The following is a 24569-nucleotide window of genomic DNA, read 5'->3' as shown; positions in this document are numbered from 1 at the left end:
TCGGCCAGCCCATGGCCGCGGATCCGGGCGAGGCCACGTCGGACGCGGCCCGCCTCGACACCTACCTCAGGCATCTGACGATCGAGCGCGGCCTCTCCGCCAACAGCCTCGGGGCCTACCGCCGAGACCTCGTCAAGTACCTCGACTGGCTCGAGCAGGGTGACCGCGGCCCGGTCGCGGCCGCGAAGCCCGAGGACGTCACCGCCTTCCTCGCGCACCTGCGCGACGGCGAGCAGCTGGCCGCCTCCTCCATCTCGAGGACACTGTCCTCGGTGCGCGGCTTCCACCGGTTCCTGCTCGACGAGGGCGTGCTCGAGGTGGACGCCACCGCGCGGGTGCGCGCGCCGAAGCTGCCGTCGCGGCTCCCGAAGGCGCTCACCGTGGCGGAGGTCGAGCGGCTGCTGCAGGCAGCAGACGGCGAGACGCTCGAGGCGATGCGCGACACCGCGCTCGTCGAGCTCCTGTACGCGAGCGGCGCGCGCATCTCCGAACTCGTCGACCTCAACGTCGACGACCTGCTCGAGCCCGGCATCCTCCGGGTGCGGGGCAAGGGCAACAAGCAGCGCATCGTGCCGGTCGGCAGCTTCGCGCAGCGAGCCCTCGACCGCTACCTCGTTCGAGCGAGACGCGAGCTCTCCTCGCGGGGGAGCGCAACCCCGGCGCTGTTCCTCGGCACGCGCGGCGCGCGGCTCTCCCGGCAGAGCGCCTTCAACCTGCTCGACGCGATCGCAGCGCGGGCGGACCTCGCTGGGCGTGTCTCCCCGCACACCCTCCGCCACTCGTTCGCGACGCACCTGCTCGAGGGTGGGGCGGACGTGCGCGTCGTGCAGGAGCTGCTCGGCCACGCCTCCGTCTCGACGACGCAGATCTACACGCTCGTGACGGCCGACACGCTCCGGGACGTCTACGCGACGAGCCATCCGCGCGCCACCCTCGGCGGAGGCCAGGCCGGGGATAGGATGCAGAGGTCATGAGCGAAGAGACCATCGAATCCACTCCCCGCAGCGCAAGCGCGGTGTCGACGCGACTCTATAACCACTTCGACGTGCCAGAGGAACTCGACGACCACGGCCCTGCGCGCATCATCTCGATGTGCAACCAGAAGGGTGGCGTCGGGAAGACCACGACGAGCATCAACCTCGGCGCCTCGCTCGCGCTGTACGGCCGCCGTGTGCTCGCCGTCGACTTCGACCCGCAGGGTGCGCTGAGCGCGGGCCTCGGCATTCGCACCTACGACGCCCCGACGGTCTACGACCTGCTCATCGGCACGGTCAAGGACCCGCACGAGGTCATCCAGCCGACGGCCTTCCCCGGCCTCGACGTGATGCCCGCGAACATCGACCTCTCGGCGGCGGAGGTGCACCTCGTCACCGAGGTCGCGCGCGAGCAGATCCTCGCGAGCGTGCTGCGCAAGGTCTCGAGCGAGTACGACGTCATCATCGTCGACTGCCAGCCCTCCCTCGGACTCCTCACAGTCAACGCCCTCACCGCGAGCCACGGCGTGATCATCCCGCTCGAGTGCGAGTACTTCGCGCTCCGCGGCGTCGCACTGCTCGTGGAGACCGTCGACAAGGTGCGCGACCGCCTCAACCCCTCGCTCGAGCTCGACGGCATCCTGCCCACCATGTACGACGGCCGCACCCTGCACTCGCGCGAGGTGCTCGACCGCGTCTACGAGGCGTTCGGCGACCGCGTCTTCGACACGGTCATCGGCCGCACGGTGAAGTTCCCCGACGCCTCCGTCGCCGGCGTGCCCATCGTCAGTTTCGCTCCAGAGCACACCGCGGCGAAGGCCTACCACCAGCTCGCGCGCGAGTTGGTCGAACGTGGCGCCGTCGCCTAGCACGCTGACCGCACGGGCCGCTCCGGCCAGGCAGGGGAGCTCGGCCGCCGCCGACATCGAGGCGGCCCCTGACGCGGACTTCCGTGTCTCCCTCAGCAACTTCGAGGGCCCGTTCGATCTCCTGCTGACGCTCATCTCGAAGCACGAGATGGACATCACCGAGGTGTCGCTCAGCCGCGTCACGAGCGAGTTCATCGGGTACCTGAACGACCTGTCCACGCCGGAGGAGCTCGATCGGGCGAGCGAGTTCATCGTCGTCGCGGCCACGCTGCTCGACATGAAGATCGTCAGCCTGCTTCCGCAGGGCGAGTACGTGGATGCGGAGGACGTGGCGATCCTCGAGGCACGAGACCTCCTGTTCGCGCGCCTCCTGCAGTACAAGGCGTTCAAGGAGGTCTCCGCATGGTTCGCGGCGGCGCTCGGCGTCGAGGGGCAGCGCACGACGCGTGCCGTGCCCTTGGAGGCGAAGTTCCGAGAGCGCATCCCGGAGCTCGTCTGGACGCTGTCCGCCGCCGACTTCGCTGCGCTCGCGACGCTCGCGCTCGCGCCACGGGAGATCCCGACCGTCGGCCTCACCCACCTCCACGCCCCCAAGGTGAGCATCCGGGAGCAGGCCCGCATCCTCGTCGCGGTCCTCCAGGACGGCGAACCGCGCACCTTCAGGGAGCTCGTCGCTGACGCCAGTGCTCGCGGTGTGGTCATCGCCCGCTTCCTGGCCCTCCTCGAGCTGTATCGCAGGGCCGCGTTGAGCTTCGAGCAGGAGACCCCGCTCGGTGAGCTCATCGTGCAGTGGGACGCGCAGGACTGGGATGCGGCGCAGCTCTCGAGCCTCGGAGACGACGATGACTGACCTCACCGCGACCGAGCAGTCCTCCGACCGGGGAGAGCAGCCAAGCGTCGAACTCGACCGTGCCGTCGAGGCGATCCTCTTCGTCGCCGACGAGCCGCTGTCGCTCGTGACCATCGCCGGCGCGGTCAGCCGCCCCGTCTCCGACGTCCGTGCGTCCATCGGCCGGCTCGTCGCCGACTACAACGGCGACCTCGGCGGGCCGGAGCGCGGCTTCGAGCTGCGCGAGGTGGGCGGGGGATGGCGGCTCTACGTGCGCGAGACGCTCGATGACATCGTCGCCGACTTCGTGCTCACCCGCCAGCCGTCGAGGCTCTCGCAGGCCGCGCTCGAGACGCTCGCCGTCATCGCCTACCGTCAGCCCATCACCCGTTCGCAGGTGGCGCAGGTCCGCGCTGTGAACGTCGACTCGGTGGTGCGTACTCTGGTAGCACGTGGCCTCATCGCAGAAGACGGCCACGACGACGTGACCGGGGCCATTCGCTACGTCACGACCCAGGCGCTTCTGGTGCACCTGGGACTCAACTCGCTCGACGAGCTGCCAAAGATCTCACCTCTGCTCGACGAAGGACAGGACGGATTCCATGAGTGATCAGCGAGGGCGCGCACCGCGCCGCGGCGACACCGACCGCACCGCCGACGAAGCCGCGGCGCTCCGCCAGGCTGCGCAGGCGCGACCGGAAGGCGGCTACTCGATGGACGACTTCGCCGACATCCCGCTGCCCGGCCGCGACGTCGCCCCGGTGGAAGAGCGCAACGACGGCGTCCGTCTGCAGAAGGCGCTCGCGGCGGCAGGCGTTGCCTCCCGTCGTGTCTGCGAGCAGTACATCACGCAGGGACGCATCGAGGTCAACGGGGTCGTCGTGACCGAGCTCGGCAGCCGCGTCTTCCCCGACCGTGACGAGGTCGCGGTAGATGGGACCCCCATCCAGCTCGACCCGAGCAAGCGCTACGTCCTCCTGAACAAGCCCACCGGCGTCGTCTCGACGATGCGCGACGAGCAGGGCCGCCCTGACCTGCGCGAGTTCACGAGCGAATTCGAGGAGCGGGTCTACAACGTCGGCAGGCTCGACATCGACACGAGCGGCCTGCTGATCCTCACGAACGACGGCGAACTCGCGCACGTGCTCGCGCACCCGTCCTTCGGCGTGGAGAAGACGTACATCGCCCGTGTCGAGGGTCGCGTGTCCGCGAAGTCCCTGCAGCGCCTTCGCCAGGGGTTCGAGCTCGAGGACGGCTTCATCAAGGCCGACAGTGCGAGGCTGCTCGCCGATCAGCCGAGTCACACGGCCTCGCTCGTCGAGATCGTGCTGCACTCCGGCCGCAACCGCATCGTGCGTCGCATGCTCGAAGAGGTCGGGCACCCCGTCAGCGCGCTCGTTCGCCGGAGCTTCGGGCCGTTGAACCTCGGCACGCTGCGCGAGGGGGAGATGCGCGAGTTCACTACACTGGAACTCGGCCGCATCCTGAAGCTCGCCCGGCGAGCCGGTGAGCAGCGCGAGAGCGGCGCCCCCGCGCAGTCAGCAGCCCCCGAGCGCGGGGCGAGGCAGGGGAGAACCGCGCGGCAGACGCCGTCTGCCAAGTCGAAAGGTCGTCGATGACGCCAACTCGAACCAACTCCCCGGTGCGGGTGGTCGGTGCCGGGCTGCTCGGCACGAGTGTCGGTCACGGGCTCCGGAGGCTCGGTGTCGACGTCCAGCTCGACGACATCTCGCCGTCTGTGCTGCAGCTCGCGGTCGACTACGGCGCGGGAACCCCCGCGGCGGATGCTGCCGGGGGAGAGCCACCCCGCATCGTCGTGGTCTGCGTGCCGCCTGACGTGACGGGGCAGGTCGTCGCGGCCGAGCTCGAGCGCTGGCCAGACGCCATCGTGACCGACGTCGCGAGCGTGAAGTCGGCACCGCTCGCCGAGCTCGTCGCTCGGGGAGCCGACATCAGCCGGTACCTCGGCTCGCACCCCATGGCCGGCCGCGAGACGGGCGGGCCGCTCTCGGGCCGCGCCGACCTCTTCGTCGGACGCCCGTGGGTCATCGCGCACCACGAGCAGACGAGCGTCTTCGCGCTGCAGGAGGTCGAAGGCCTTGCGCTCGACCTCGGCGCGACTCCCGTCGCGATGACGGCCCACGACCACGACCGTGCCGTGGCGCTCGTCTCCCACGTCCCCCAGCTGGTCTCCACGCTGCTCGCCTCCCGCCTCGTCGACGACGAGGACGGCGCGACCGCGCTCGCGGGCCAGGGGCTGAGAGACCTCACGAGGATCGCCTCGAGCGACCCCGTCCTGTGGACCCAGATCCTCACCGCGAACGCGGCCCCGACTGCTGAGGTGCTCCGCAAGCTGCAGGCCGACCTCGACAAGGTCGCGAGTGCGCTCGAGCGCAGCCAGGAGCGCGGCTCCGGGCGCATCATCGCGGAACAGCTCGCGACCGGCAACGCCGGCGTCGCGCGCCTGCCAGGCAAGCACGGCTCCTCGCGACGCGAGTTCGACTCCGTCACGGTCATGATCGACGACAAGCCCGGCCAGCTCGCACGCCTCATGGGCGATGTGGGCGACGCGCAGGTCAACGTCGAGGACTTCCGGATGGAACACGCGCAGGCATCGAACGTGGGCCTCGTCGTCATCTCCGTCGTGCCATCGGCAACGGCGAAGCTCGTCGAAGAGCTCGAGCAGCGAGGGTGGAGGATCGCCGCATGAGCGCGCCCGCCTCACCGCTCGCCGCCTCCGTCGCGGTCACCCCCCTTGTCGTCGCCGTCGACGGCCCGGCCGGGTCGGGCAAGTCCAGCGTGTGCCGCGAGAGCGCGAGGCGCCTCCGCTTCGGCTACCTCGACACCGGCGCCGCGTACCGCGCGCTCACCTGGTTCGCCATCGAGCGGGGCTGCGACCTCGACGACGCCGCGACCATCGTCGCCCTGCTGCCCACCTTCATCGCCGAGTACCGCATCTCGCAGAGCCCGGACGAGCGCTGGGTTCGCGTTGGCGAGACCGACGTCTCGGAGCACATCCGCGACACCGCCATCTCCGGCGAGGTCTGGCGGGTATCCCGGGTGCCAGAAGCCCGTGCGGCCCTCACGGCGCTCTTCCGGAGCACCATGGCCGAGACGGCAGCTGCCGGCATCATCGCCGAGGGCCGGGACATCACGACGGTCGTGGCCACGGATGCGCCCGTGCGCATCCTCATGACCGCGGACGAGGCCGTTCGCATCGCACGCAGGGCAGGCGAGAAGGCAGGCGAGGCGGTCTCCGCCGTGGCCGAGTCCGTCTCGGCGCGCGATGCCCGCGACGCCAAGGTCACCAACTTCACCGAGGCCGCCGACGGCGTCACGGTGCTCGACACGACGAGGCTCGATTTCGAGCAGTCGGTCGAGGAATTCCTGCGAATCGTCGCCTCGGCGCCCGGTTCGCACCAGACGACAGCACCGTCGCTGATAGCCGCCCCGAGCGCGCTGTCAGACACGACAACACGAAGGAGTCACGATGACTGACGACCAAGGGAACAACGACGAGGCCACCCAGGCCTCAGACGAGTTCGACGCAGCAGGAGGCGAGGAGCTCGTCTCGCGCCTGGAGGGGCTCGACGAATCCGTCGTCGAGCAGCGCACCAACGCGCTGCGCCAGAGCCTCGACGACTACGAGCTCGAGGAAGACGACCTCGAGGTGCTCCTGGGCGCCTCCGAGGACGGCGACGCCATCACGTACCTGCCGGCGCTTCCCGTGCTCGCGGTCGTCGGCCGACCCAACGTCGGCAAGAGCGCGCTCGTCAACCGCATCATCGGCCGGCGCGAGGCCGTCGTGGAGGACACGCCAGGCGTGACCCGCGACCGCGTCTCGTACAAGGCCGAGTGGAACAACCGCTGGTACACGATCGTCGACACCGGCGGATGGGAGCCCGACGCGAAGGGCATCGACCTGTCGGTCGCCCAGCAGGCGGAGATCGCCGTCGAGCTCGCTGACGCCGTGCTCTTCGTCGTCGACGCGAACGTCGGCCCCACCGCCACGGACGAGCACGTCGTGAAGCTGCTCCGCAAGACGGACCGGCCCGTCATCCTCGTCGCGAACAAGGTCGACGACGCCGTCCAGGAGCCGAACGCGGCGCAGCTGTGGAGCCTCGGGCTCGGCGAGCCGTGGCCGGTCTCGGCAGTCCACGGCCGCGGTGTCGCCGACCTCCTCGACAAGGTCATCGAGATCCTCCCCGAGGTCTCCAAGGTCGCGAAGGAGGAGATCGGCGGACCCCGCCGCGTCGCCATCCTGGGACGCCCGAACGTCGGCAAGTCGAGCCTCCTCAACAAGGCGGCCGGCGAAGAGCGTGTCGTCGTCAACTCCCTCGCCGGCACCACTCGCGACCCCGTCGACGAGCAGGTCGAGCTCGGCGGCAAGATCTGGCGCTTCGTCGACACGGCGGGCATCCGCCGTCGCGTGCACCTGCAGCAGGGCGCGGACTTCTACGCGTCGCTGCGCACGACGGCCGCCCTCGAGAAGGCCGAGGTCGCCGTCGTCGTCCTCGACGTGACCGAGGCCGTCAACGTGCAGGACCTGCGCATCATCGACCTGGTGCTCGAATCCGGGCGCGCGCTCGTGCTCGCCTTCAACAAGTGGGACATGCTCGACGACGAACGCCGCTGGCAGCTCGAGCGTGAGGTCGAACGCGACCTCGCCCACGTCGCCTGGGCGCCGCGCGTCAACATCTCCGCGAAGACCGGCCGCCACCTCGAGAAGCTCGTGCCGGCCCTCGAGCTGGCCCTCGACTCGTGGGACACGCGCATCCCCACGGGCAAGTTCAACGCGTTCCTCGCGGAGCTCACGGCGGAGTTCCCGCACCCGCTCCGTGGCGGCAAGCAGCCGCGCATCCTGTTCGGCACCCAGGCACAGACGCGTCCGCCGACATTCGTGCTCTTCACGACCGGATTCCTCGACCCGGGCTACCGTCGCTTCATCCAGCGTCGACTCCGCGAGGTGTACGGCTTCGAGGGTTCGCCGATCATCACGAACATGCGTGTCCGCGAGAAGCGGGCGAAGCGCAGCTAGCGAGTCCGCCAGCGCCGAGGGGTCCGTTCCGCAGTCGCGGGACGGGCCCCTCGTGGCAAATTCGGCCCTTTTTTCCTCATCGTGAATACGGGCGTGCCCCTCGACCCGGATTCCCGCATGTCAGCCAGCGCAGAACCGTAGGATTTTTCGTGAGCCTGGCTTTCAGGCGTGAACTTTCGACGTTGAGGGGTCCCATTCGATGATGGAAAAGTCCGAGAAGACGCAGCACGAGTGGCTGGAGAAAGTCGGCATCGCCGAGCGGATGATCCCGCTCATCGGGAACCTCTACCGCACCCGCAACGTCGTGACCTCCATCTACGGTCACCGCCTCATCAACCTCTCCGCGATCGACATCATCAAGGCACACCGCTTCGCGCGCCGCATCAACGACGTCGAGCTGTCGCTGGATGCGACGCTGCCCCTCCTCGAGCGGCTGCAGGAGTTCGACCTCGGCACGGCCTCGATCGATCTCGGCGAGCTCGCGACCCGATTCGCGGCGCAGGCGGAGGACCTCGACACCTTCCTCGCGAATCAGCTCCTCGAAGTCATCGGCACCGGCTCGCCGGACTCCGGCGCCGACGTCGTCCTCTACGGATTCGGCCGCATCGGCCGCCTGCTCGCCCGCATCATCATCTCGCACGCCGGCACCGGGCGCGGGCTGCGCCTCCGGGCCATCGTCGTGCGCAAGGGCAGCGATAACGACCTCGAGAAGCGGGCGAGCCTGCTTCGACGCGACTCCGTGCACGGCGCCTTCGCGGGGTCGATCTCCGTCGACCAGGCAGCCTCGACGATCCAGGCCAACGGCACCGTCATCAAGGTCATCTACTCGAACGACCCGGCCACCGTGGACTACGCGTCGTACGGGATCCGGGACGCCATCGTCGTCGACAACACGGGCCGCTGGCGCGACGCCGAGGGCCTCGCGCAGCACCTGCAGAGTCCCGGCGTGCGCCGGGTGCTGCTGACGGCGCCGGGCAAGGGCAAGCTCAAGAACATCGTCTACGGCATCAACAACGCCGGCATCACGGACGACGACCGCATCCTCTCGGCAGCATCCTGCACGACCAACGCCATCACGCCCGTCCTCAAGGTCATCGACGAGCGGTACGGGGTCGTGCACGGACACGTCGAGACGGTGCACTCGTTCACCAACGACCAGAACCTCATCGACAACTTCCACAAGGGAGACCGACGCGGACGCGCCGCGGGACTCAACATGGTCATCACGGAGACCGGCGCGGCGAAGGCGGTCGCGAAGGCGCTCCCGCACTTCGAGGGCAAGCTCACCGGCAACGCCATCCGCGTCCCGACGCCGGACGTCTCCATGGCCGTGCTCAACCTCACGCTCGAGCGCCCGACGACCCGCGGCGAGGTGAACGACTTCCTCCGACAGATCTCGCTCAGCTCCGTCCTCCGTCAGCAGATCGACTACATCGAGTCGAGCGAGGTCGTCTCCACGGACTTCGTGGGCACGACCCGGGCCGGCATCGTCGATGGGCTCGCGACCATCGCCGAGGGCAAGAACCTCGTGCTCTACGTCTGGTACGACAACGAGTTCGGCTACTCCACCCAGGTGGTGCGCATCATCGAGCAGCTGGGTGGCGTGCAGCCCCCGATCGTGCCGCACCGCAAGGAGCTGTCGCAGATCTAGCTCCGCGCCGCGGCACGCAGCGAGACGGCCCCCGTCCACCGGAAGGTGGACGGGGGCCGTCTCTGCGAGCAGGGACCCACCGGCTACTTCAGCTCTCCGGAGCCCAGCTTGTCGGCGAGCGAGTGCTGCTCCTTGCCGAGGCGCGAGTTGCGGCGGCTGTAGAGGAAGTAGATCGCGAGGCCGATGACGAGCCAGATGGCGAAGCGCAGCCAGGTGAGCGTCGAGAGGTTGAGCATGAGCCAGAAGCACAGCACCGCCGAGAGGATCGGCAGGAACGGCGACCACGGCATGCGGTAGGCCAGTTCACGATTCGGGTACTTCTTGCGCAGCACGAGGATGGAGAGGCTCACGAGCACGAACGCGGAGAGCGTGCCGATGTTGATCATCTCCTCGAGCCAGTCGACGTTCGTGAGCCCAGCGAGCAGCGCGACCGCGACGCCGACGCCGATCTGCAAGCGGATCGGCGTCTTGCGCTTCTCGCTCGTGATGCTCCACGAGCGGGGGAGCAGCCCGTCGCGGCTCATCGAGAACAGCACTCGGGCGAGGCCCATGAGGAGCACGAGGATGACGGTCGTGAAGCCCAGGAGGATGCTGATCGAGATGATCTGCGCGGCCCAGTCGGCCCCCACGAGCACGAATGCCGTCGCGAGCGACGGGGTCTCGGAGGCCGCGAGGTCGGTGTAGGACACCATGCCCGTGATGACGAGGCTCACCGAGAGGTAGAGCACGGTGACGATGGCGAGGCCGAGGAAGATGCCGCGGGGCAGGTTCTTCTTGGGGTTCTTGACCTCTTCCGCGCTCGTCGCGACGACGTCGAACCCGATGAACGCGAAGAACACGATGGAAGCGCCGGCGAGGAGGCCGAAGACGCCGTACATGCTCGGCTCAGCACCGGACATGAAGGAGAACAGCGACTGGTGCCACGCATCCGCTCCCGAGTCCTGCGCGGGCTGGGACGGCGGGATGAACGGCGTGTAGTTCTTCACGTTGACGAAGAAGGCGCCGACGACGATGACGAAGAGCACGGTCGCGACCTTCAGGATCGTCAGGACCGCGCTGACGCGAGAGGACAGCTTGGTGCCGAGCGCGAGCAGCGTCGTGAGGACGGCGACGATGAAGAACGCGGCCCAGTTCAGCTCGAAGAGCCCGAAGATGCTGAGCTTCGGGGGGATGTCCCAGCCCCAGATGTTGACGACCTCCTGCAGGTACACGCCCCAGTAGCTGGCGATGACGGCGGAGGCGGAGAGCATCTCGAGGATGAGGTCCCAGCCGATGATCCACGCGAGCAGCTCTCCGAGCGTCGCGTACGTGAACGTGTAGGCGGAGCCGGCGACGGGCACCGACGACGCGAACTCGGCGTACGCCATGATCGCGAGACCGCACGTGACGGCCGCCAGGAGGAAGCCGATCGTGATCGAGGGGCCGGCGTTGTTGGCGGCCGCCTTCGCTCCGACGGAGAAGATGCCGGCGCCGACGGCAACGGCGACGCCCATGATGGCGAGGTCCCACACGCCGAGGGAGCGCTTGAGCGACCGTCCCTCGGAGTGCGAGTCCGCAAGTGATGCCTCGATGCTCTTCGTGCGCATCAGGCTTTCGAAAAAGCTCAAGGAGTTCCCCCAGGATTGTCGCAAGCGCGCGTGGGCACGCGCGCGCGAGTGGAGTTTACCTGTTGGAAACACGATGGTGGACGCTCGAATTCGCCGCTTTCGTCGGCGGTCTCCCCGGGCACCAGGCATTGGCAGGAAGCGGCGAGGATCGGTGTCATAGGGTTGCTCGAAGTGGAGCCGCCTGGTCCACTGGTTTTCGCGAAGGAGGGGCCATGCCTGACCTCGCCGAGGCGCCGGACGCGCTGCTCGTCGCCCGCGCCAGAGACGGTGACCAGCGCGCGTTCGAGGTGCTCATCCGTCGCCACTGGGGGCTCATGATCGCCACCGCGATCCGACTGCTCTCGTCCCGCGCCGACGCCGAAGATGCGGTGCAGGACGCCTGCATCGTCGCCTGGAAGCGACTCGACCTCCTCCGCGAGCCCAGCGCCGTGCGCGCGTGGCTTGTGCAGATCGCGGCTCGCAAGGCGACCGACCTGCTCAGGAAGAGGAAATTCGAGCAGGACATCGACGACGTCGTGGCACCCGCCGCCAAGGAGCTCGGGCCGTCGGCCCAGCTCGAGCTGAACGCCAAGCTCGATACCGCATCCCGAATCCTCGGCACGCTCCCCGAGCTCCAGCGGCAGTGCTGGGTCCTGAAGGAGACGGCGGGCTTCACCTACGCCGAGATCGCCGAACAGCTCGAAACGAACACCTCGACGGTGCGAGGGGCCCTGTCGCGGGCCAGGCTCGCGCTGCTGCGGGGAATGGAGGAATGGGCATGAGCGAAGACGACGAACCGACCATCGGCGCGGCGGGGTACACCCTCACGCAGCTCTCCGAGTATCTGGAAGCCGGTCGCGTGCCCTACAACGCCGACATCGAGAGCGACCCGGAGTGCGAGCGCGCGCTCGAAGCCCTCGAGCGCGTCACGCGCGCCTCCCACGACCTCATCGAAGCCGAGTCGGCAGCGACACCAGGGCCGAGCGGAGCGTGGCTGCAGTCGATGCTGCGTGGCATCGCGATGGATGCTCGTGCAGGCCGTGAGATTCCGCTCACCTCGGTTGAGCCCGAGTACGAGTTCTCGCAGAGCGAGGGCGTCGTGCGTGAGATCGTCCGGCGCACGGGCGATGCCCTGGACGGCGTCCTGATCGGTCGCTGCGTGCTCGACGGCGAGGTGACGGAGCCAGGCGCCCCCGTGCACCTCACGGTCTCCGTCACAGTTCTGGGCTTGAGACCGCTGCATCCGCTGGCCGACCGCGTGCGGGAGGCGATCGCCGAGGCGCTCGCCGTCCACACGACCCTGCAGGTCACCGGCATCGACATCGTCATCGCCGACGTGAGGAGCGCCGAATGATCGATCGCGAGCGTATCGCCGAAGCCGTCGAGGCGGCGACCATCGGTGCCCCCGGGGTGGTGGAGCTGCTGCCCATCACGAGCATCCATCTCGGATCGCTGCACGTGGAGGTCGGCACGTCGGGCGACGCCACGACCGTCGCCGTCCGGGTGCGGGTCGAGGCATCTGCGCCGCAGGCGCAGATCCTGGAAGGCCTCGCCGAGCGCATCAAGGCGGCTGCGCTCACCGTGCTCCCGCCCGGATCTCTGGTGCGGGTGCGGATCAGGGTGCACGCGCTTGCGGGTCGAAGCTGAGCCACAGCTTCGCCATAGGAAGGCCATAGCCCCGGGTTGGATGCTCAGTGGTGTCGAAAGGAACCACACATGTCCACCCCCTCCTTCCCGGAAACGAACCCGCAGGACGGCGCCAAGCCGCACCTCGAGTCCTCCGCTCAGCAGCCCTCCTCGTCCTCGCAGTCGCACGCCTTCGCGCCGCAGTACTCCTCCGGCCCGTACCAGCCCGGCCAGTACGCGCCGGCCGGCTACCAGGCGCCCCAGTACCAGGACTACTCGGCGCCCCAGTACTCGACCCCGGACTACGCGGGCGCCGAGTACCCGTCGAACAGCTTCGGCCCGGCAGGGTCGCCGGCAACGGCGCAGGCCCCGAAGCCCCGCAAGCGCCGCTTCGGCACGGTTGCGCTCCTCACCGCGGGCCTCCTCGTCGGCGGCGTCGTCGGTGGAGGCGTTGGCGGAGCCGTCGTCGGCGGCTTCGGCTCGTCCCAGGTGGCCGCGGGCTCTTCCAGCTCGCAGTCGATCACGGTCAACAACCCGCAGGACGCAACGCTCGTGACGAGCATCGCCGCGGTGGCCTCCCCGAGCGTCGTCACGATCTCCGCATCCTCCGGTCAGACGGGGGCGAGCGGCTCCGGTGTCGTCGTCGACGGTTCCGGGTACATCGTCACGAACAATCACGTCGCGACGATCGACGGCGCAACCGGCAACGCCGAGCTCTCGGTCCAGACGAGCGACGGCCGCCTGCTGCCTGCGACCCTCGTCGCCGGCGATCCTGTGCTCGATCTCGCGATCATCAAGGTCGAGGACACATCGCTGACCCCCATCACGTTCGCCGACTCCGACTCGCTCAATGTGGGCGATGTCGCCGTGGCCATCGGCGCTCCGCTCGGGCTCTCCGACTCGGTGACCGAGGGCGTCGTGAGCGCCCTCGACCGTGGCATCCTCGTCAGCTCCTCCGCGGTTCCGGAGGAGGTCCAGTCTGACGGCACCCAGGAGGACAGCCCGTACAACTTCTGGCGCGGCGACCCGAACTCGTCCGAGGGGCAGACCAGCACCCAGGGCTCGTCGTCCGTCGCCCTCCCGGTCATCCAGACCGATGCCGCCATCAACCCGGGCAACTCGGGTGGCGCGCTGGTCAACCAGGACGGTGCCCTCATCGGCATCAACGTGGCGATCGCTGGCGCCGGCAGCAGCAGCAGTGGCGCGTCCGGCAACATCGGCGTCGGCTTCTCGCTGCCCTCGAACCTGGTGAAGCGGGTGGCGGAGCAGCTCATCTCGAGCGGCGCCGTCTCGCACGGATTCCTCGGAGCGAGCGTCAGCGACCCGACGGCGGCAGACTCGAGTGTGGCCGGGGCGTACGTGACGCAGCTCACCGCAGGAGGGCCAGCGGCGCAGGCAGGCGTCCAGGCCGGTGACGTGATCACCTCGTTCGGTGGGCACCGAGTCTCCAGCTCGACGGACCTGACGGCCCAGATCCGCGCTCTCGAGCCCGGTACGCAGGTCGAAGCCGTGCTCATGCGCGGCGGCCAGGAGCAGACGGTCCGGGTCACGGTGGGCGAGCTCGGGCAGTAGCGGCAGGAACGGCGACGCCTCCTTTCGGCGCCAGCGGGCACGCACCTATCCTTGGTGCGTGCCCGCTTCTGTGTTGACTGTCGCCGCCATCTGCTTCGAGGATTCCGAGGGGCAGGTGCTCACGGTCCGCAAACGCGGGACGACGAAGTTCATGCTCCCCGGCGGGAAGCTCGAGCCGGGGGAGTCGCCGAAGGCGGCGGCTCTTCGCGAGATCGAGGAGGAGGTGGGGATCGTGCTCGACGACGCCGACGTGACGCTCCTCGGGGAGTGGACGACGGCGGCCGCGAACGAGGAGGCAACCGGCCTCATCGGCACGGTGTACCTGGCAGAGCTGACCGGGACGCCGCTGGCTCGCGCCGAGATCGCGGAGCTGCGCTGGGTGGATGCCTATCCGGCCCCTGGAGCTGACCTGGCCGACCTCGCGCCGTTGCTCAGCGAGTGCGTCATGCCCGAGCTCCGGAGGCGCCGCGACGCGCGTGGCTGAGCACTTCCCGAACCGCTCGAACATTCTCCGATATATCGCTTGACAGCGACTCTTCTCCGATATATCGTCGAGCTATCGGAGTTGCATCGTGCAGCTCCGGCAGAAAGGTTCATCATGCGAAAGCACTTCACCCACAACCATCACCCGTTCGACGCAGACCGAGGCCGCTCCTACGAGCAGGGCCACGGGTTCGGCCACGAGGCCGCTCAGGACGAGCGCGTCCGTCGCTTCTCGCACGGATTCGGCCCAGGACGAGGATTCGGTCCCGGATTCGGTCCGGGGGCCGGCCACGGTCCAGGCTTCGGCCCGAAGTTCGGCCCACGCGGTCACCGCCGGGCAGGCAAGGGCGATGTCCGCGCCGCCATCCTCTCCCTCCTCGCGGAAGGCCCCTCCAACGGCTACGGCCTCATCAAGGGCATCGCGGAGAAGACCGACGGCGTCTGGCGCCCAAGCCCCGGCTCCGTCTACCCGACGCTGCAGCAGCTCGTCGACGAAGACCTCATCGAGCAGGGCGGCACTGAGAAGAAGCCGGTCTTCGAGCTCAGCGAATCGGGCCGCACCTACGTGGCCGAGCACGCCGAGGAGCTCGAGCAGGGCTGGCGCGGCGTCGCCGGGATGTCAGAGTCCGCGAGCGGGCTTCGCGAATCGGCAATGCAGTTCATGGGCGTCATGCAGCAGTTCCGTCTCGGTGCGACCGAGGAGCAGCAGCAGGAAGCCACCAAGGTGCTGGACGACGCCCGCAAGGCGCTCTACACGATCCTCGCCAAGTAGCGGCATGCGGATGCCGACGGCCGAGAGCGCCTTCCCGCGGCGCCGGAGAGAGAAGCTCAGGAGCGGTCGCGCTGCTTGGACTCGCGTCGCTCCTGGATCTTCGCCTCGCGCGCGAGCTTCCGCAGCTCCTTCTCGAGGTCGTCGAAGCGATCGCCGCGTTCCGGGTCGTCTTCCGGCGAGTTCGGCAGCTGCATCCGAGGGCTCCCCTTCGACCACGGGTCGAGCAACTCGTGCTCGATGTGCGCCGAGATCTCGGTCCACGCGTCGGCTCGCGCCTGCTCGATGAGCCCGTCGATGAACGCCTCGTTCTCTCGGTCTGCTTCGATGCGCTCGCTCACCGCCTGCGAGGCCCGTTCTCGGAAGCTCAGCGTCTCGATGTCCGCGTGCCGGTAGTCGTGGGCGCTCAGCGACCTGCCTGGTCGCGCGCGGTCCCGAACCCCGGCCACGCGCTCCGCCGAGTACCGCAGCTCCTTGAGCACCCGGTCGAGCGAGGCGTTCGCAGCCTCGCGATAGTCGGCGGCAGCGAATGGCACCTTCTCGCCCACGGTCCGCTTGATGATCGAGTTCTTCACGTCGAGTCGCACGATGCGCATCGCCAGCAGCAGGCCGTCGTCGATGGCCTCAGAGAGCTCAGGGAAGATGACCGGAGGCAATCCCGTCTTCTTCTTGGGCTTCGTCTGCTGACTCGTGGAAGCTGTCCGTGCTTTGCGGCGCCAGCGGAACATCATCCCTGGCCTTTGGGAGCCTGAGACTCCTGGTGCGGGAGTCCAGCCGCGCCGAGCTTCGTGGCTCCGCGTGAGCGGGCTCGCTGCTCCTCGAGGGCTTCCAGGAACTCCGCCTCCCAGGCCACATCGACGTCGATGCCCTGTCGCCTGGCTTCCTCGACGCTCAGCTCACGCGGGAACCCGTGCGTGTCGGAGAGCAGGAACACGTCGGCACCGGTGAGGGTCGATCCCTTGTACGCGGCGAGTGCCTTGAGTCCGCCCTTGAGCGTGCGCCGGAACGAGCGCTCCTCCTTGACCAGCACCGCGACGACTTCCTCGCGTCGCTCTCGCACCTCCGGGTAGTCATCCACGTAGAGGTCCGCGATCGTCGGCACGAGCTCCGCGAAGAAGTTCTCGGAGATCCCGAGGATGAGGGCCTCGCGGATCGCGCGACGCACGAGGCGGCGCATGACGTACCCCTGCTCCTTGTTCGACGGCACGACTCCGTCGACCGCCAGGAACGTCGCCCCGCGCAGGTGGTCGGCGATGATGCGCATCGAGAGCGTGTGCTCTTCGTAGCTCTTGCCGCTCAGCTGCTCGATCTGCTCGACGATCGGGCGCAGGAGTGAGATCCGGAACACGTCGGGGGAGTGGATCGCGGCCGCGGCGATGCGCTCGAGTCCACCGCCGAAGTCGACGTTGCGTCGTTCGAGCTCGACGAAGGAGCCGTCTTCGACGCGCCGGTACTGCATGAAGACCTGGTTGCCGATCTCCATGAACTGGCCGCTGTCGCTCGCCGGGTGCGCGCGACCGTACGAGGGGTCGTGGTTCTCCGGTCCGAAGTCGTAGAAGACCTCGCTGTCGGGGCCGCAGGGGTCTCCGATGGGGGTCGCCTCGAGCGATCCGCCGCGCGACCACCAGTTCTCGCCGCCGTCGTAGAAGAAGATGCGCTCGCCGGGGTTCACGCCGCGGGCGTCGCCGTCCGCCTGGCTCCCCATCTCGACGATGCCGGCTTCGATGCCGCGCTCCGCGAAGGCTGCCTGCCAGATGCGGGCGGCCTCGTCGTCCCTCGGGATGCCCGCGGCCTCGTCGCCGATGAACGCGGTCACGTAGAGGCGGTTCGGGTCGATGCCGACCTCGTCGACGAGGAACGACAGGAACGCGGGGATCTGCTCGGCCTTGAAGTAGTCGCCGAGGCTCCAGTTGCCGAGCATCTCGAAGAACGTCGTGTGGCGGTTGTCGCCGACGTCCTCGATGTCCTGCGCGCGCACGCAGGGCTGGCTGTCGGTGAGGCGCGTTCCGGCGGGGTGGTCCTCGCCGAGGAGGTAGGGGAGAAGGGCCTGCATGCCGCTCCCGGTGAAGAGCGTCGACCCGTCCCCGCGGGGGATCAGCGGGGCTCTGTCGATCCTGACGTGCCCGAGTCGCTCCTGGTAGTCGAGGTAGGCATTGCGAATCTCATGCGCGTCCATGTGGAGAGTGTTTCACAACTCCGGATGTCGTATCGTGATCTCGCCGAACGTGGGGGCGTTCAGGCACTCGGCGACGAGTGCTCGAGTGAGGTTCAGGGGAGTCGTCTGTGCAGAAGATCGCGCAATTGTGGACCGGTGCGACGGGACTGTCGACCGCGCACGTCGCCGACGGGTGCGTGCGGGCCGGGGTGGACGTGCGCTGTGGGCCCGCAGGGGTGAGACCCGTGGCGGAGGACACGCCGCGGCTCGCGGGGCGCTGCCTCCCCGTTCGCCACTGCGGCAGTATCGACGTCCTCCTCGAGGCCATGGATCGGGCGCATCCCGGTGACGTGCTGGTCGTCGACAATCAGGGCCGCACCGACGAGAGCTGCGTCGGCGGCCTCATCGTGCTCGAGGCGACGGCGGCAGGGCTCGCGGGCATCGCTCTCTGGGGACTGCACCGGGATACGCGCGAGGTCCGTCGCGCCGGCTTCCCGGTGTTCAGCCTGGGCTCGCTGCCCGCGGCGCCCGCGCGCCTCGACGAGCGTCGGCGCAGCACGTTCTCGTCCGCGGAGTTCGGTGAGCACACCGTGCGCACGCGCGACGTCGTCTTCGGAGACGAGGACGGGGTCGTCTTCGTACCTGGAGATCGGGCCAACGAGGTGCTCATGCACGCCCTGCAGCTCAGGGACGCCGAGCGCTCGCGGGCCACGAGCATCCGCCTCGGCACGACCCTGCGCCAGCAGGTGCAGTTCTCCGCCTACCAGTGGGCGCGCCGGACCGAGCCGGAGCTCACGCTGGACGAGCACCTCGCCCGGACCGGCGACGCCGGAAGCGTGTGAGCCCTCGTAGCTTCCCAGGCGACCGTCTCGCTGAGGCCTAGGCGACCGTCTCGCTCAGGCGAAACGTCGCTGAGGTCGACTCCTCGCTCAGCTGCCACAGACGCTCGGCGCGCTCGCGGTCGCGCTGCGTGGTCGGCTTGTCCAGCTTCACGGGGGCGCCGCGCACGGTACGCGCCGGGCCGAGGTAGTCGCCACCGGCGACCGTGTCGCTCGTCAACGCGTGCACGGCGATAGCCGCGGCGCGATGCTTGCCGTGCGCGAATGGTCCGGCGAGGCGCGACGCGAAGCGCTGCCAGGCGGTCGGCTCGTTCACGCCCGTGCGCACTGGGGTCGCCCCGTTGACGGGGATGCCCGGGTCGACGACCAGCGCCTCCGCGGGTGCGCCGGCTGCCCGCAGACGACGGTCGAGCTCGAACGTGAACATCTCGAGCGCATGCTTCGACGCGGCGTAGGCGCGGCGCGGCTCGTACAGGTGCGTGCTCTGCCAGTCCTCGAGGTCGAACGGGTAGATGCGCGTGGCGAGGCTGCCGACGGCCACAACCCGGCTGATGTCCGTCGCATCGCCGTGGGCTGCGGGCTTCGGGGCGACCAGCGCATCCATGAGGCGAGCCGTGAACTCGAAGTGGCCGAGGTGGTTGGTCGACATCGTGAGCTCGCGACCGGCCGCATCGTGCTCGCGCTGCGTTCCCGGAGCCATGTGCGCGGCGTTCAGCAGTACCCCGTCGAGGCGCTCGCGGGAGCTCAGCGAAGCGGCTGCGCTCGCGATCGACTCGCTCGACGTGAGGTCGAGGACGATGCGGCTCGTGCTCGCATCCGGCACCTGCTCGGTGATGGAGATCAGGGCCGTGTTGAGTTTCTCGATGCTGCGCCCGAGCAGCACGACGTGGTGCCCGCGGCGTGCGAGCTCTTCCGCGGCGAAGTAGCCGACACCCTGTGTGGCACCGGTGATGGCGAAGGTCTTCATCGTCACACTCCTTCAAGCCTCGAACGTTTCGAGACTCAGAGTACAACGCTTCGATTGCTGAAATATTTCCGTGGCGTAAGGTACTGAATATGGATTCGCTGGAACGGGCGATGCGTGCCGTCTACGAAACCGCGCAGAGCACCAATGTGGCTGCTGAGCGGGAACTCGAAGCGCTCGGGCTCACCTTCCCGACCGCGCAGGCGCTCTGGGCGATCGATCCGGACGCGCAGCCCCCCGCGATGAAAGAGCTCGCGACCAAGCTGCACTGCAACGCCTCGAACCTCACCTTCGTCTCCGACCGCCTCGTCGATCGCGGCCTCGTCGAGCGCCGGGAGAGCGAGCACGACCGGCGCTCGCGGGTGCTGACGCTGACCACCGAGGGCAAGCGGGTGCGCAAGCTCGCGATCGCAGCGCTCAAGCGCGCATCGCCGCTCGCCGGCTGCAGCAGCACCGAGCTGAAGGCCATCGCGAAGAGCCTGACCTCTCACGACGCGTGACCTTTTCAGCAGCCCCCGAGCGGGGGAGTGACTGATGGAGACGTGGACCGCCGCCTCCGTCGACGACCTCGTGTGCGTCGAGCTCCCACGCAGCTCTCGCCTGCTCGCCCTGGCCATGGGTGCCGCGAACGTCATCATGCAACTCTCCAACCCCGCCGTCGGGCAGGGGGTCGCGCACAGCCGCGTCACGAGTGGTCGCCTCGACGTGCACCCCATCAAGCGCACCAGGACGACCCTGAGCTACCTCGCCGTGGCCGTCCTCGGCACCGTGGAGGAGCGCCGCGCGTACCGCAGGGCGGTCACGCGGCAGCACGCGAAGGTGCGCTCCGACCGTGACCCGCGAGCCACCGAGGAGTACTCGGCCCTCCGCGTCGACCTGCAGCGCTGGGTCGCGGCATGCCTGTTCGTGGGCTCCCGCGACGTGCTCGAGCTCGTCGAAGGCCCGCAGGCAGGCGCATCCGCGGAGCGCTTCCTGCTCGAAGGGCGCGTCTTCGGGACCACCCTGCAGATGCCGCCGAGCGCGTGGCCGGGCAGCACCGCCGCTTTCGAGGAGTACTGGCGCGGCGAGCTCACGAAGCTGCGCATCGACGACGAGGTTCGCAGCTACCTGCTCGGCATCGCCAGGCTCGAATTCGCCGCGGCGGTGCTTCCCGAGCGGATGCGGGCGTGGCATCAGAGGCTCACGGTCGGCTTCCTGCCGCCCGAGTTCCGGCGCGCGCTCCGCGTCAGGTGGACGCCGGGTGACGAGACGTGGTTCCGGCGGCAGCGCGCCGTCTTCGTGCGAATCGAGCGCGTGCTCCCGCTCGCCGCCTCCGGCCTCGTGTACCGGCTCCTGCTGGCCGACGTGCGCTGGCGCATCCGCCGCGACCGCCCACTGGTGTGACGGACGCGCGCCGTCGCCGTGCCCACGCTCGCCCCGCGAGCTCGCGTGCGCGACCCAGGGCGTGCACAGTCTCCCGACGCGTGAACGTAACGTGACGTCCACACTCCCGTAGCAGGGCCCGTCCAGGCTCACAGCATGACCACCCGCGTAGACCCGTTCATCGGCACAGAGCCCACCGCGCTGCCGACGCAGACGGGCCTCGCCGCGACCTGGTGGTGGCCGAAGCCGCAGATCGGCAACACGCATCCGGGCGCCACCTACCCACTCGGGATGGTCTCGGCCTGCGCCTACTCTGGCGCGTACCCGACCGGCTACGGTCGCTACGACCTCAGCCTCGAGGGCATCCCCGAGACGATCTACGACGGCACGCTCGCCTCGGGATTCACGCACTTCCAGCAATCGGGCACCGGGGCGATCCGCAAGTACTACAACTACTTCCGCGTCACGCCCATGATCGAGCCGCTCGACGTGCTCGGGCGCACCTGGTCGCTCGACGACGAGGACGCCTCACCCGGCTACTACGCGGCGACGCTCGGCAACGGCATCCGCGCCGAGATCACCGTGGGCCCCAAGAGCGCCGTGCACCGATACACGTTCCCGAAGCACTCGAGCGCCAGGGTCGTCGTCGACTTCTCGCTCGGCGGCCTCGCCATCCCCTACGGGGCCACCGTCCCGCTGCGGGCCCACCTCGAGACCGTCAGGCCCGGCGTGGCGAGGGGAGAGATCGTGGCGGAGGGCGCCCCGCTCGCCGTGCACATCGAGTGCGACACTCCCCAGTGGCGCCAGATGCTGTGGCACGATCGGCGCCTCATGCCCGGCGGCACGCGGCTCGACTTCGACCACATCCGCCCCACGACGCTGCGGCCCTTCGGCCTCATGTGGGCGGGCCCGAGCGAGGAGGGCCAGGTCGTCGAGGTGCGCATCGGCTTCTCCCTGCGCGGGGTCGAGCAGGCCGAGCAGAACCTCAGGGACGATTGCGGCGACGGGGAGGGCAGGTTCTCGGACCGACTCGCCGAGACCGGGCGCGCCTGGCAGGAGCTGCTCGACGAGGTCCAGGTCGAGACGGGCTCGACCGAGCGCGAGACGGTCTTCTCGACGGCCATGTACCACTCGTTCGTCAAGCCCTCCTTCGCGCTCAACGAGAGCCCCTTCTGGCCAAGCGACGGACCCTTCGTCTTCGACCTGTCGACGATGTGGGACATCTACCGCACCCAGCTTCCCCTGCTCACCGCGCTGCGTCCGGACAAGGCCGTCGAGCTCGCCAATGCGCTCCTCACCATCTGCGAGGAGGAAGGCAACTTCCCGATCGGCTACCGCATGGCCAAGGGCAGCGACCGCTTCTCCCGACAGGGCAGCGCACTCGCGCACACCTTCCTCGCCGACCTCTGCCAGCTCGGACTGCCCGGCATCGACTGGGACTGGGCGCTTGTGCACATGGCCGATGACCTGCGGCGCACGTACGGCGAGGAGTTCCTGCTGCGCGGCGTCGCGCATCCCATCACGCACACCCTCGACCTCGCGTTCGGGTACTGGTGCACGGCCCGCGTCGCGGCTCGCGTCGGCGACCTCCAGCTCGTCCAGCAGCTCGAGAAGCGCGCAGGACAGTGGCGGGGCGCGTTCGACCCGGCCACGGGCCTGCTCGTCGACTCCAACTTCTACGAGGGCTCCAAGCACAACTACTCGTTCCGGATCCTCCACGACATGGCAGGGCGGATGCAGCTGAGCGGTGGGCCGGAGGGCTTCGTCGCGCAACTCGACGAGTTCTTCGGCTACGGCGCCCAGCCGGTCGTGCAGCCCGGCCGCTCGCCCGGCATCGAGGAACTCGCGGCCGGCTACGCCCTCGGACGCTTCGAAGGCCTCAACAACGAACCGGACATGGAGGCGCCATGGGCGTACCACTACGCCGGACGACCGGACCGGACCGCGGAGATCGTGCACGCCATCATCACCCAGCAATACGCGACGGGACGAGGCGGCCTGCCAGGCAACGACGACTCGGGCGGCCTCAGCTCCTGGTACGTCTGGGCCTCGCTCGGGCTGTTCCCCGTGGCAGGACAGGCGAGCTTCCTCATCAACGCGCCCGCCTTCGCCGAGTCGTCGCTCGCGGTCTACGGGGAGCGCTTCCGCATCACGACGACAGGGTTCCGCGAACCCGCGCACGGCGGCCCAGTCCAGTACGTGCAGAGCGCCCACCTCGACGGCAGGCCGCTCAGCAGGAGCTGGCTGTCGCCCAGCGAGCTCATGGCGGCGCAGGAGCTGCACCTGGAGCTCGGGCCCGAGCCGAGCGACTGGGGCACCCGCGAACAGGACCTGCCGTCGTCATTCCCAGCCCCAGCATCCGCCCCACCAGCCGCACCTACCTCACCCGCAGCATCCATCCCCGCCACCCCACCCCTCGTCGACGGCCAGCCGGCGACACCAAACCCGGGAGGACCCTCATGAACAAGATCCAGAACCGCCTCGTGATCGTCGTCCGCGCCGATCCAGTCATCTGCGGGCACTCCGTCGAGGCCCGCAACCTGGCGGAGGCCGCACGCCTTCGCGGCTTCGACGAGGTGCGCATCGTCACGTGGCCCATCGAGCGCCTGCAAGCGGCAGGGCTGCCGCTCAAGCCCCTCGAGACGGTCATGCCCTACAGCGAGGGCATCTTCGTCGACCGACCCGCGCCCGTCGGCGACTACAAGGTTCCGGACGGCCGCTACCTCGCGGGGCTCGTCGGGCGCCTCGTCGAGCTCTTCACGGACGGGGTGCCGACCGTCTGCATGTCGCTCTACCTCAGCCCGCACACGCTCGCCGTGGCGGAGGCGCTCACCGTCGCCCGTTCGACGGGCCTGCCCGTCAACGTCACCACCATCGCCGAGGCCGTCGGCTCCGACGTCACCAACGTCGTCAAGCACGCCGTCGAGGACGGCCGCCTCGGCGCGGCAGCCCACATCCTCTCGGCGTACCTGTCCCAGGACGTGTGCGTCGCTGTCTCCGAGTACACACGCGACCTCATCGTGGGTGAGGCTGCCAAGGTGGATGCACAGCACGGCACCCGCTACGCGCCCCAGTGCCAGGAGCGCATCGACATCTCCTACCCGGCCATCGACTCGAGCGCGTACGTCGACCTCGCCGACGACGACATCACCGCCGCCGTAGAAGCTCGTGGGCTCAAGCGGGACGGCTACGTCATGTTCCTGTCGAGGCTGACAGAGGCGAAGGGCGTCGAGGACCTCATCGCGGGCTTCGAGCAGTCCCGCGTCGCGGACGACCCCGAGATCCAGCTCGTCATCGCGGGACGAGGGCCGCAGGCCGAGGAGCTGAAGGCGATCGGCGCGGCGTCACCGCTGGCCGACCGCATCCACTTCCTCGAGGACGTGGGCGACGCCGAGAAGCCCTTCCTGATGGCCGGATGCGCGGCGTTCGTGCTGCCCACGAAGCCGCGCCCCGAGTTCATCGAGACCTTCGGCATCGCGCTCGCCGAGAAGATGCTCGCAGGCGGCGGGCCGGTCATCACGACCGTCACCGGCGGCGTGGGGGAGGCCGTGGGTGACCACGCACTCATCGTGCCCGTCAACAGCCCGTCGTCGATCGCGGACGCGCTCAACACGGCAGTGCTCGAGACGAGCGCCGCCGAGCGGCGGCTGCTCGCCGTCCAGGCGCGCGACTACGCGCTCCAGTTCGACCGGCTGGCGGTCTTCGACAAGCTCTTCGACCGGCTGCCTCGAGTCGCGATGGCGGCCTGACCCGCGCGGCACGTGAGTGCCTGCTCGAGTGCCTGTCCAACTTCAGTGCAATTCCGGGGTCTCGCGCCATCGCGAGGTCGATTGGGTCGAATATTGCACTGAA

At 69.1% G+C, this 24569-nt stretch carries 24 protein-coding genes; 20 read left to right on the top strand and 4 right to left on the bottom strand.

All coding sequences use genetic code 11. The annotated features are described in order from the left end of the window. Positions 1 to 11: 11 nt before the first annotated feature. From xerD to C5E10_RS09470, 9 genes are all read left to right on the top strand, one after another. Positions 12 to 974, top strand: a complete 963-nt coding sequence (gene xerD, locus C5E10_RS09510) for a site-specific tyrosine recombinase XerD (RefSeq protein WP_104331437.1) — start codon at positions 12 to 14, stop codon at positions 972 to 974. Next, positions 971 to 1843 (top strand): ParA family protein, encoded by an 873-nt coding sequence (locus tag C5E10_RS09505; RefSeq protein WP_104242275.1) that lies wholly within the window; start codon positions 971 to 973, stop codon positions 1841 to 1843. Before xerD ends, C5E10_RS09505 begins: the two co-directional genes overlap by 4 nt. Further along, positions 1827 to 2693, top strand: coding sequence for a ScpA family protein (locus tag C5E10_RS09500; RefSeq protein ID WP_104331436.1), 867 nt, complete (start codon positions 1827 to 1829; stop codon positions 2691 to 2693). Before C5E10_RS09505 ends, C5E10_RS09500 begins: the two co-directional genes overlap by 17 nt. Continuing rightward, positions 2686 to 3282 (top strand): SMC-Scp complex subunit ScpB, encoded by a 597-nt coding sequence (gene scpB, locus C5E10_RS09495; RefSeq protein WP_104331435.1) that lies wholly within the window; start codon positions 2686 to 2688, stop codon positions 3280 to 3282. The genes C5E10_RS09500 and scpB overlap by 8 nt, the downstream gene beginning before the upstream one ends. A gap of 103 nt (positions 3283 to 3385) precedes the next feature. Beyond that, positions 3386 to 4291: a pseudouridine synthase gene (locus C5E10_RS09490; protein ID WP_104331442.1), complete on the top strand. Its 906-nt coding sequence runs from the start codon at positions 3386 to 3388 to the stop codon at positions 4289 to 4291. Beyond that, entirely contained in the window at positions 4288 to 5382 is a 1095-nt protein-coding gene (locus tag C5E10_RS09485) for a prephenate dehydrogenase (protein ID WP_104331434.1), read from the top strand. Before C5E10_RS09490 ends, C5E10_RS09485 begins: the two co-directional genes overlap by 4 nt. Beyond that, on the top strand, positions 5379 to 6170 hold the full coding sequence (gene cmk, locus C5E10_RS09480) for a (d)CMP kinase (RefSeq protein ID WP_104331441.1): 792 nt from the start codon (positions 5379 to 5381) through the stop codon (positions 6168 to 6170). The genes C5E10_RS09485 and cmk overlap by 4 nt, the downstream gene beginning before the upstream one ends. Continuing rightward, entirely contained in the window at positions 6163 to 7710 is a 1548-nt protein-coding gene (gene der, locus C5E10_RS09475; RefSeq protein ID WP_104242269.1) for a ribosome biogenesis GTPase Der, read from the top strand. The genes cmk and der overlap by 8 nt, the downstream gene beginning before the upstream one ends. A gap of 199 nt (positions 7711 to 7909) precedes the next feature. Beyond that, a complete protein-coding gene (locus tag C5E10_RS09470) occupies positions 7910 to 9361 on the top strand; it encodes a glyceraldehyde-3-phosphate dehydrogenase (protein WP_104331433.1) in 1452 nt (483 codons plus the stop codon). Between the two features lie 83 nt (positions 9362 to 9444). Here the strand turns inward: C5E10_RS09470 and C5E10_RS09465 are convergent, their stop codons facing one another. After that, positions 9445 to 10947, bottom strand: coding sequence for an APC family permease (locus C5E10_RS09465; RefSeq protein ID WP_104242265.1), 1503 nt, complete (start codon positions 10945 to 10947; stop codon positions 9445 to 9447). Between the two features lie 233 nt (positions 10948 to 11180). On the opposite strand from C5E10_RS09465, the gene C5E10_RS09460 reads away from it, so the two are divergent. The 6 genes from C5E10_RS09460 to C5E10_RS09435 all read left to right on the top strand — a co-directional run bounded on the left by C5E10_RS09460 (position 11181) and on the right by C5E10_RS09435 (position 15400). Then, positions 11181 to 11729 carry an RNA polymerase sigma factor gene (locus C5E10_RS09460; protein WP_104242263.1) on the top strand — a complete coding sequence of 183 codons (549 nt, stop codon included), beginning with the start codon at positions 11181 to 11183 and terminating at the stop codon, positions 11727 to 11729. After that, the gene (locus C5E10_RS09455; RefSeq protein WP_146080222.1) at positions 11726 to 12301 is read left to right on the top strand and encodes a hypothetical protein; all 576 of its coding nucleotides are present in this window, start codon (positions 11726 to 11728) and stop codon (positions 12299 to 12301) included. The genes C5E10_RS09460 and C5E10_RS09455 overlap by 4 nt, the downstream gene beginning before the upstream one ends. Then, on the top strand, positions 12298 to 12594 hold the full coding sequence (locus C5E10_RS09450) for a hypothetical protein (RefSeq protein WP_104306405.1): 297 nt from the start codon (positions 12298 to 12300) through the stop codon (positions 12592 to 12594). Before C5E10_RS09455 ends, C5E10_RS09450 begins: the two co-directional genes overlap by 4 nt. Before the next feature lie 69 nt (positions 12595 to 12663). After that, entirely contained in the window at positions 12664 to 14145 is a 1482-nt protein-coding gene (locus C5E10_RS09445; protein ID WP_104331432.1) for a S1C family serine protease, read from the top strand. A gap of 58 nt (positions 14146 to 14203) precedes the next feature. Continuing rightward, positions 14204 to 14629 carry an NUDIX domain-containing protein gene (locus tag C5E10_RS09440; protein ID WP_219820346.1) on the top strand — a complete coding sequence of 142 codons (426 nt, stop codon included), beginning with the start codon at positions 14204 to 14206 and terminating at the stop codon, positions 14627 to 14629. A gap of 114 nt (positions 14630 to 14743) precedes the next feature. Further along, positions 14744 to 15400, top strand: coding sequence for a PadR family transcriptional regulator (locus tag C5E10_RS09435; RefSeq protein WP_104331430.1), 657 nt, complete (start codon positions 14744 to 14746; stop codon positions 15398 to 15400). Positions 15401 to 15456: 56 nt separating this feature from the next. Here the strand turns inward: C5E10_RS09435 and C5E10_RS09430 are convergent, their stop codons facing one another. After that, positions 15457 to 16053: a hypothetical protein gene (locus C5E10_RS09430; RefSeq protein ID WP_146080221.1), complete on the bottom strand. Its 597-nt coding sequence runs from the start codon at positions 16051 to 16053 to the stop codon at positions 15457 to 15459. 71 nt (positions 16054 to 16124) lie between these two features. Next, positions 16125 to 17573: an alanine--tRNA ligase-related protein gene (locus C5E10_RS09425; RefSeq protein WP_104331428.1), complete on the bottom strand. Its 1449-nt coding sequence runs from the start codon at positions 17571 to 17573 to the stop codon at positions 16125 to 16127. Between the two features lie 107 nt (positions 17574 to 17680). On the opposite strand from C5E10_RS09425, the gene C5E10_RS09420 reads away from it, so the two are divergent. After that, complete coding sequence (locus C5E10_RS09420; RefSeq protein ID WP_219820345.1) at positions 17681 to 18394, top strand: RraA family protein; 714 nt, start codon at positions 17681 to 17683, stop codon at positions 18392 to 18394. A 37-nt stretch (positions 18395 to 18431) separates the two neighbouring features. Here C5E10_RS09420 and C5E10_RS09415 read toward each other — a convergent pair whose 3' ends face one another. Further along, positions 18432 to 19358, bottom strand: coding sequence for an SDR family NAD(P)-dependent oxidoreductase (locus C5E10_RS09415; protein ID WP_104331427.1), 927 nt, complete (start codon positions 19356 to 19358; stop codon positions 18432 to 18434). A gap of 89 nt (positions 19359 to 19447) precedes the next feature. Between C5E10_RS09415 and C5E10_RS09410 the strand changes: the two genes are divergently transcribed. From C5E10_RS09410 to C5E10_RS09395, 4 genes are all read left to right on the top strand, one after another. After that, positions 19448 to 19855, top strand: coding sequence for a MarR family winged helix-turn-helix transcriptional regulator (locus C5E10_RS09410; protein WP_104242245.1), 408 nt, complete (start codon positions 19448 to 19450; stop codon positions 19853 to 19855). A gap of 34 nt (positions 19856 to 19889) precedes the next feature. Continuing rightward, positions 19890 to 20738 (top strand): oxygenase MpaB family protein, encoded by an 849-nt coding sequence (locus tag C5E10_RS09405; protein ID WP_104331426.1) that lies wholly within the window; start codon positions 19890 to 19892, stop codon positions 20736 to 20738. Between the two features lie 135 nt (positions 20739 to 20873). Beyond that, the gene (locus C5E10_RS09400; protein ID WP_104331425.1) at positions 20874 to 23180 is read left to right on the top strand and encodes a glycoside hydrolase domain-containing protein; all 2307 of its coding nucleotides are present in this window, start codon (positions 20874 to 20876) and stop codon (positions 23178 to 23180) included. After that, a complete protein-coding gene (locus tag C5E10_RS09395; RefSeq protein ID WP_104331424.1) occupies positions 23177 to 24466 on the top strand; it encodes a glycosyltransferase in 1290 nt (429 codons plus the stop codon). The genes C5E10_RS09400 and C5E10_RS09395 overlap by 4 nt, the downstream gene beginning before the upstream one ends. The last annotated feature ends 103 nt before the right edge of the window (positions 24467 to 24569 follow it).

Origin of the sequence: Pseudoclavibacter sp. RFBG4 (assembly GCF_002931515.1) — a bacterium.
Lineage (GTDB): Bacteria > Actinomycetota > Actinomycetes > Actinomycetales > Microbacteriaceae > Pseudoclavibacter.
The sequence above is the reverse complement of the archived record's forward strand: the minus strand, read 5'-3'. Positions and strand labels throughout refer to the sequence as shown.

Bases quoted from the DNA above. Each gene is read 5' to 3' on its own strand.
- xerD (WP_104331437.1), top strand. From the start codon at position 12: ATGGCCGCGGATCCGGGCGAGGCCACGTCGGACGCGGCCCGCCTCGAC.
- C5E10_RS09505 (WP_104242275.1), top strand. From the start codon at position 971: ATGAGCGAAGAGACCATCGAATCCACTCCCCGCAGCGCAAGCGCGGTG.
- scpB (WP_104331435.1), top strand. From the start codon at position 2,686: ATGACTGACCTCACCGCGACCGAGCAGTCCTCCGACCGGGGAGAGCAG.
- C5E10_RS09490 (WP_104331442.1), top strand. From the start codon at position 3,386: ATGGACGACTTCGCCGACATCCCGCTGCCCGGCCGCGACGTCGCCCCG.
- C5E10_RS09485 (WP_104331434.1), top strand. From the start codon at position 4,288: ATGACGCCAACTCGAACCAACTCCCCGGTGCGGGTGGTCGGTGCCGGG.
- cmk (WP_104331441.1), top strand. From the start codon at position 5,379: ATGAGCGCGCCCGCCTCACCGCTCGCCGCCTCCGTCGCGGTCACCCCC.
- der (WP_104242269.1), top strand. From the start codon at position 6,163: ATGACTGACGACCAAGGGAACAACGACGAGGCCACCCAGGCCTCAGAC.
- C5E10_RS09470 (WP_104331433.1), top strand. From the start codon at position 7,910: ATGATGGAAAAGTCCGAGAAGACGCAGCACGAGTGGCTGGAGAAAGTC.
- C5E10_RS09465 (WP_104242265.1), bottom strand. From the start codon at position 10,947: ATGCGCACGAAGAGCATCGAGGCATCACTTGCGGACTCGCACTCCGAG.
- C5E10_RS09460 (WP_104242263.1), top strand. From the start codon at position 11,181: ATGCCTGACCTCGCCGAGGCGCCGGACGCGCTGCTCGTCGCCCGCGCC.
- C5E10_RS09455 (WP_146080222.1), top strand. From the start codon at position 11,726: ATGAGCGAAGACGACGAACCGACCATCGGCGCGGCGGGGTACACCCTC.
- C5E10_RS09450 (WP_104306405.1), top strand. From the start codon at position 12,298: ATGATCGATCGCGAGCGTATCGCCGAAGCCGTCGAGGCGGCGACCATC.
- C5E10_RS09445 (WP_104331432.1), top strand. From the start codon at position 12,664: ATGTCCACCCCCTCCTTCCCGGAAACGAACCCGCAGGACGGCGCCAAG.
- C5E10_RS09435 (WP_104331430.1), top strand. From the start codon at position 14,744: ATGCGAAAGCACTTCACCCACAACCATCACCCGTTCGACGCAGACCGA.
- C5E10_RS09425 (WP_104331428.1), bottom strand. From the start codon at position 17,573: ATGGACGCGCATGAGATTCGCAATGCCTACCTCGACTACCAGGAGCGA.
- C5E10_RS09415 (WP_104331427.1), bottom strand. From the start codon at position 19,358: ATGAAGACCTTCGCCATCACCGGTGCCACACAGGGTGTCGGCTACTTC.
- C5E10_RS09410 (WP_104242245.1), top strand. From the start codon at position 19,448: ATGGATTCGCTGGAACGGGCGATGCGTGCCGTCTACGAAACCGCGCAG.
- C5E10_RS09405 (WP_104331426.1), top strand. From the start codon at position 19,890: ATGGAGACGTGGACCGCCGCCTCCGTCGACGACCTCGTGTGCGTCGAG.
- C5E10_RS09400 (WP_104331425.1), top strand. From the start codon at position 20,874: ATGACCACCCGCGTAGACCCGTTCATCGGCACAGAGCCCACCGCGCTG.
- C5E10_RS09395 (WP_104331424.1), top strand. From the start codon at position 23,177: ATGAACAAGATCCAGAACCGCCTCGTGATCGTCGTCCGCGCCGATCCA.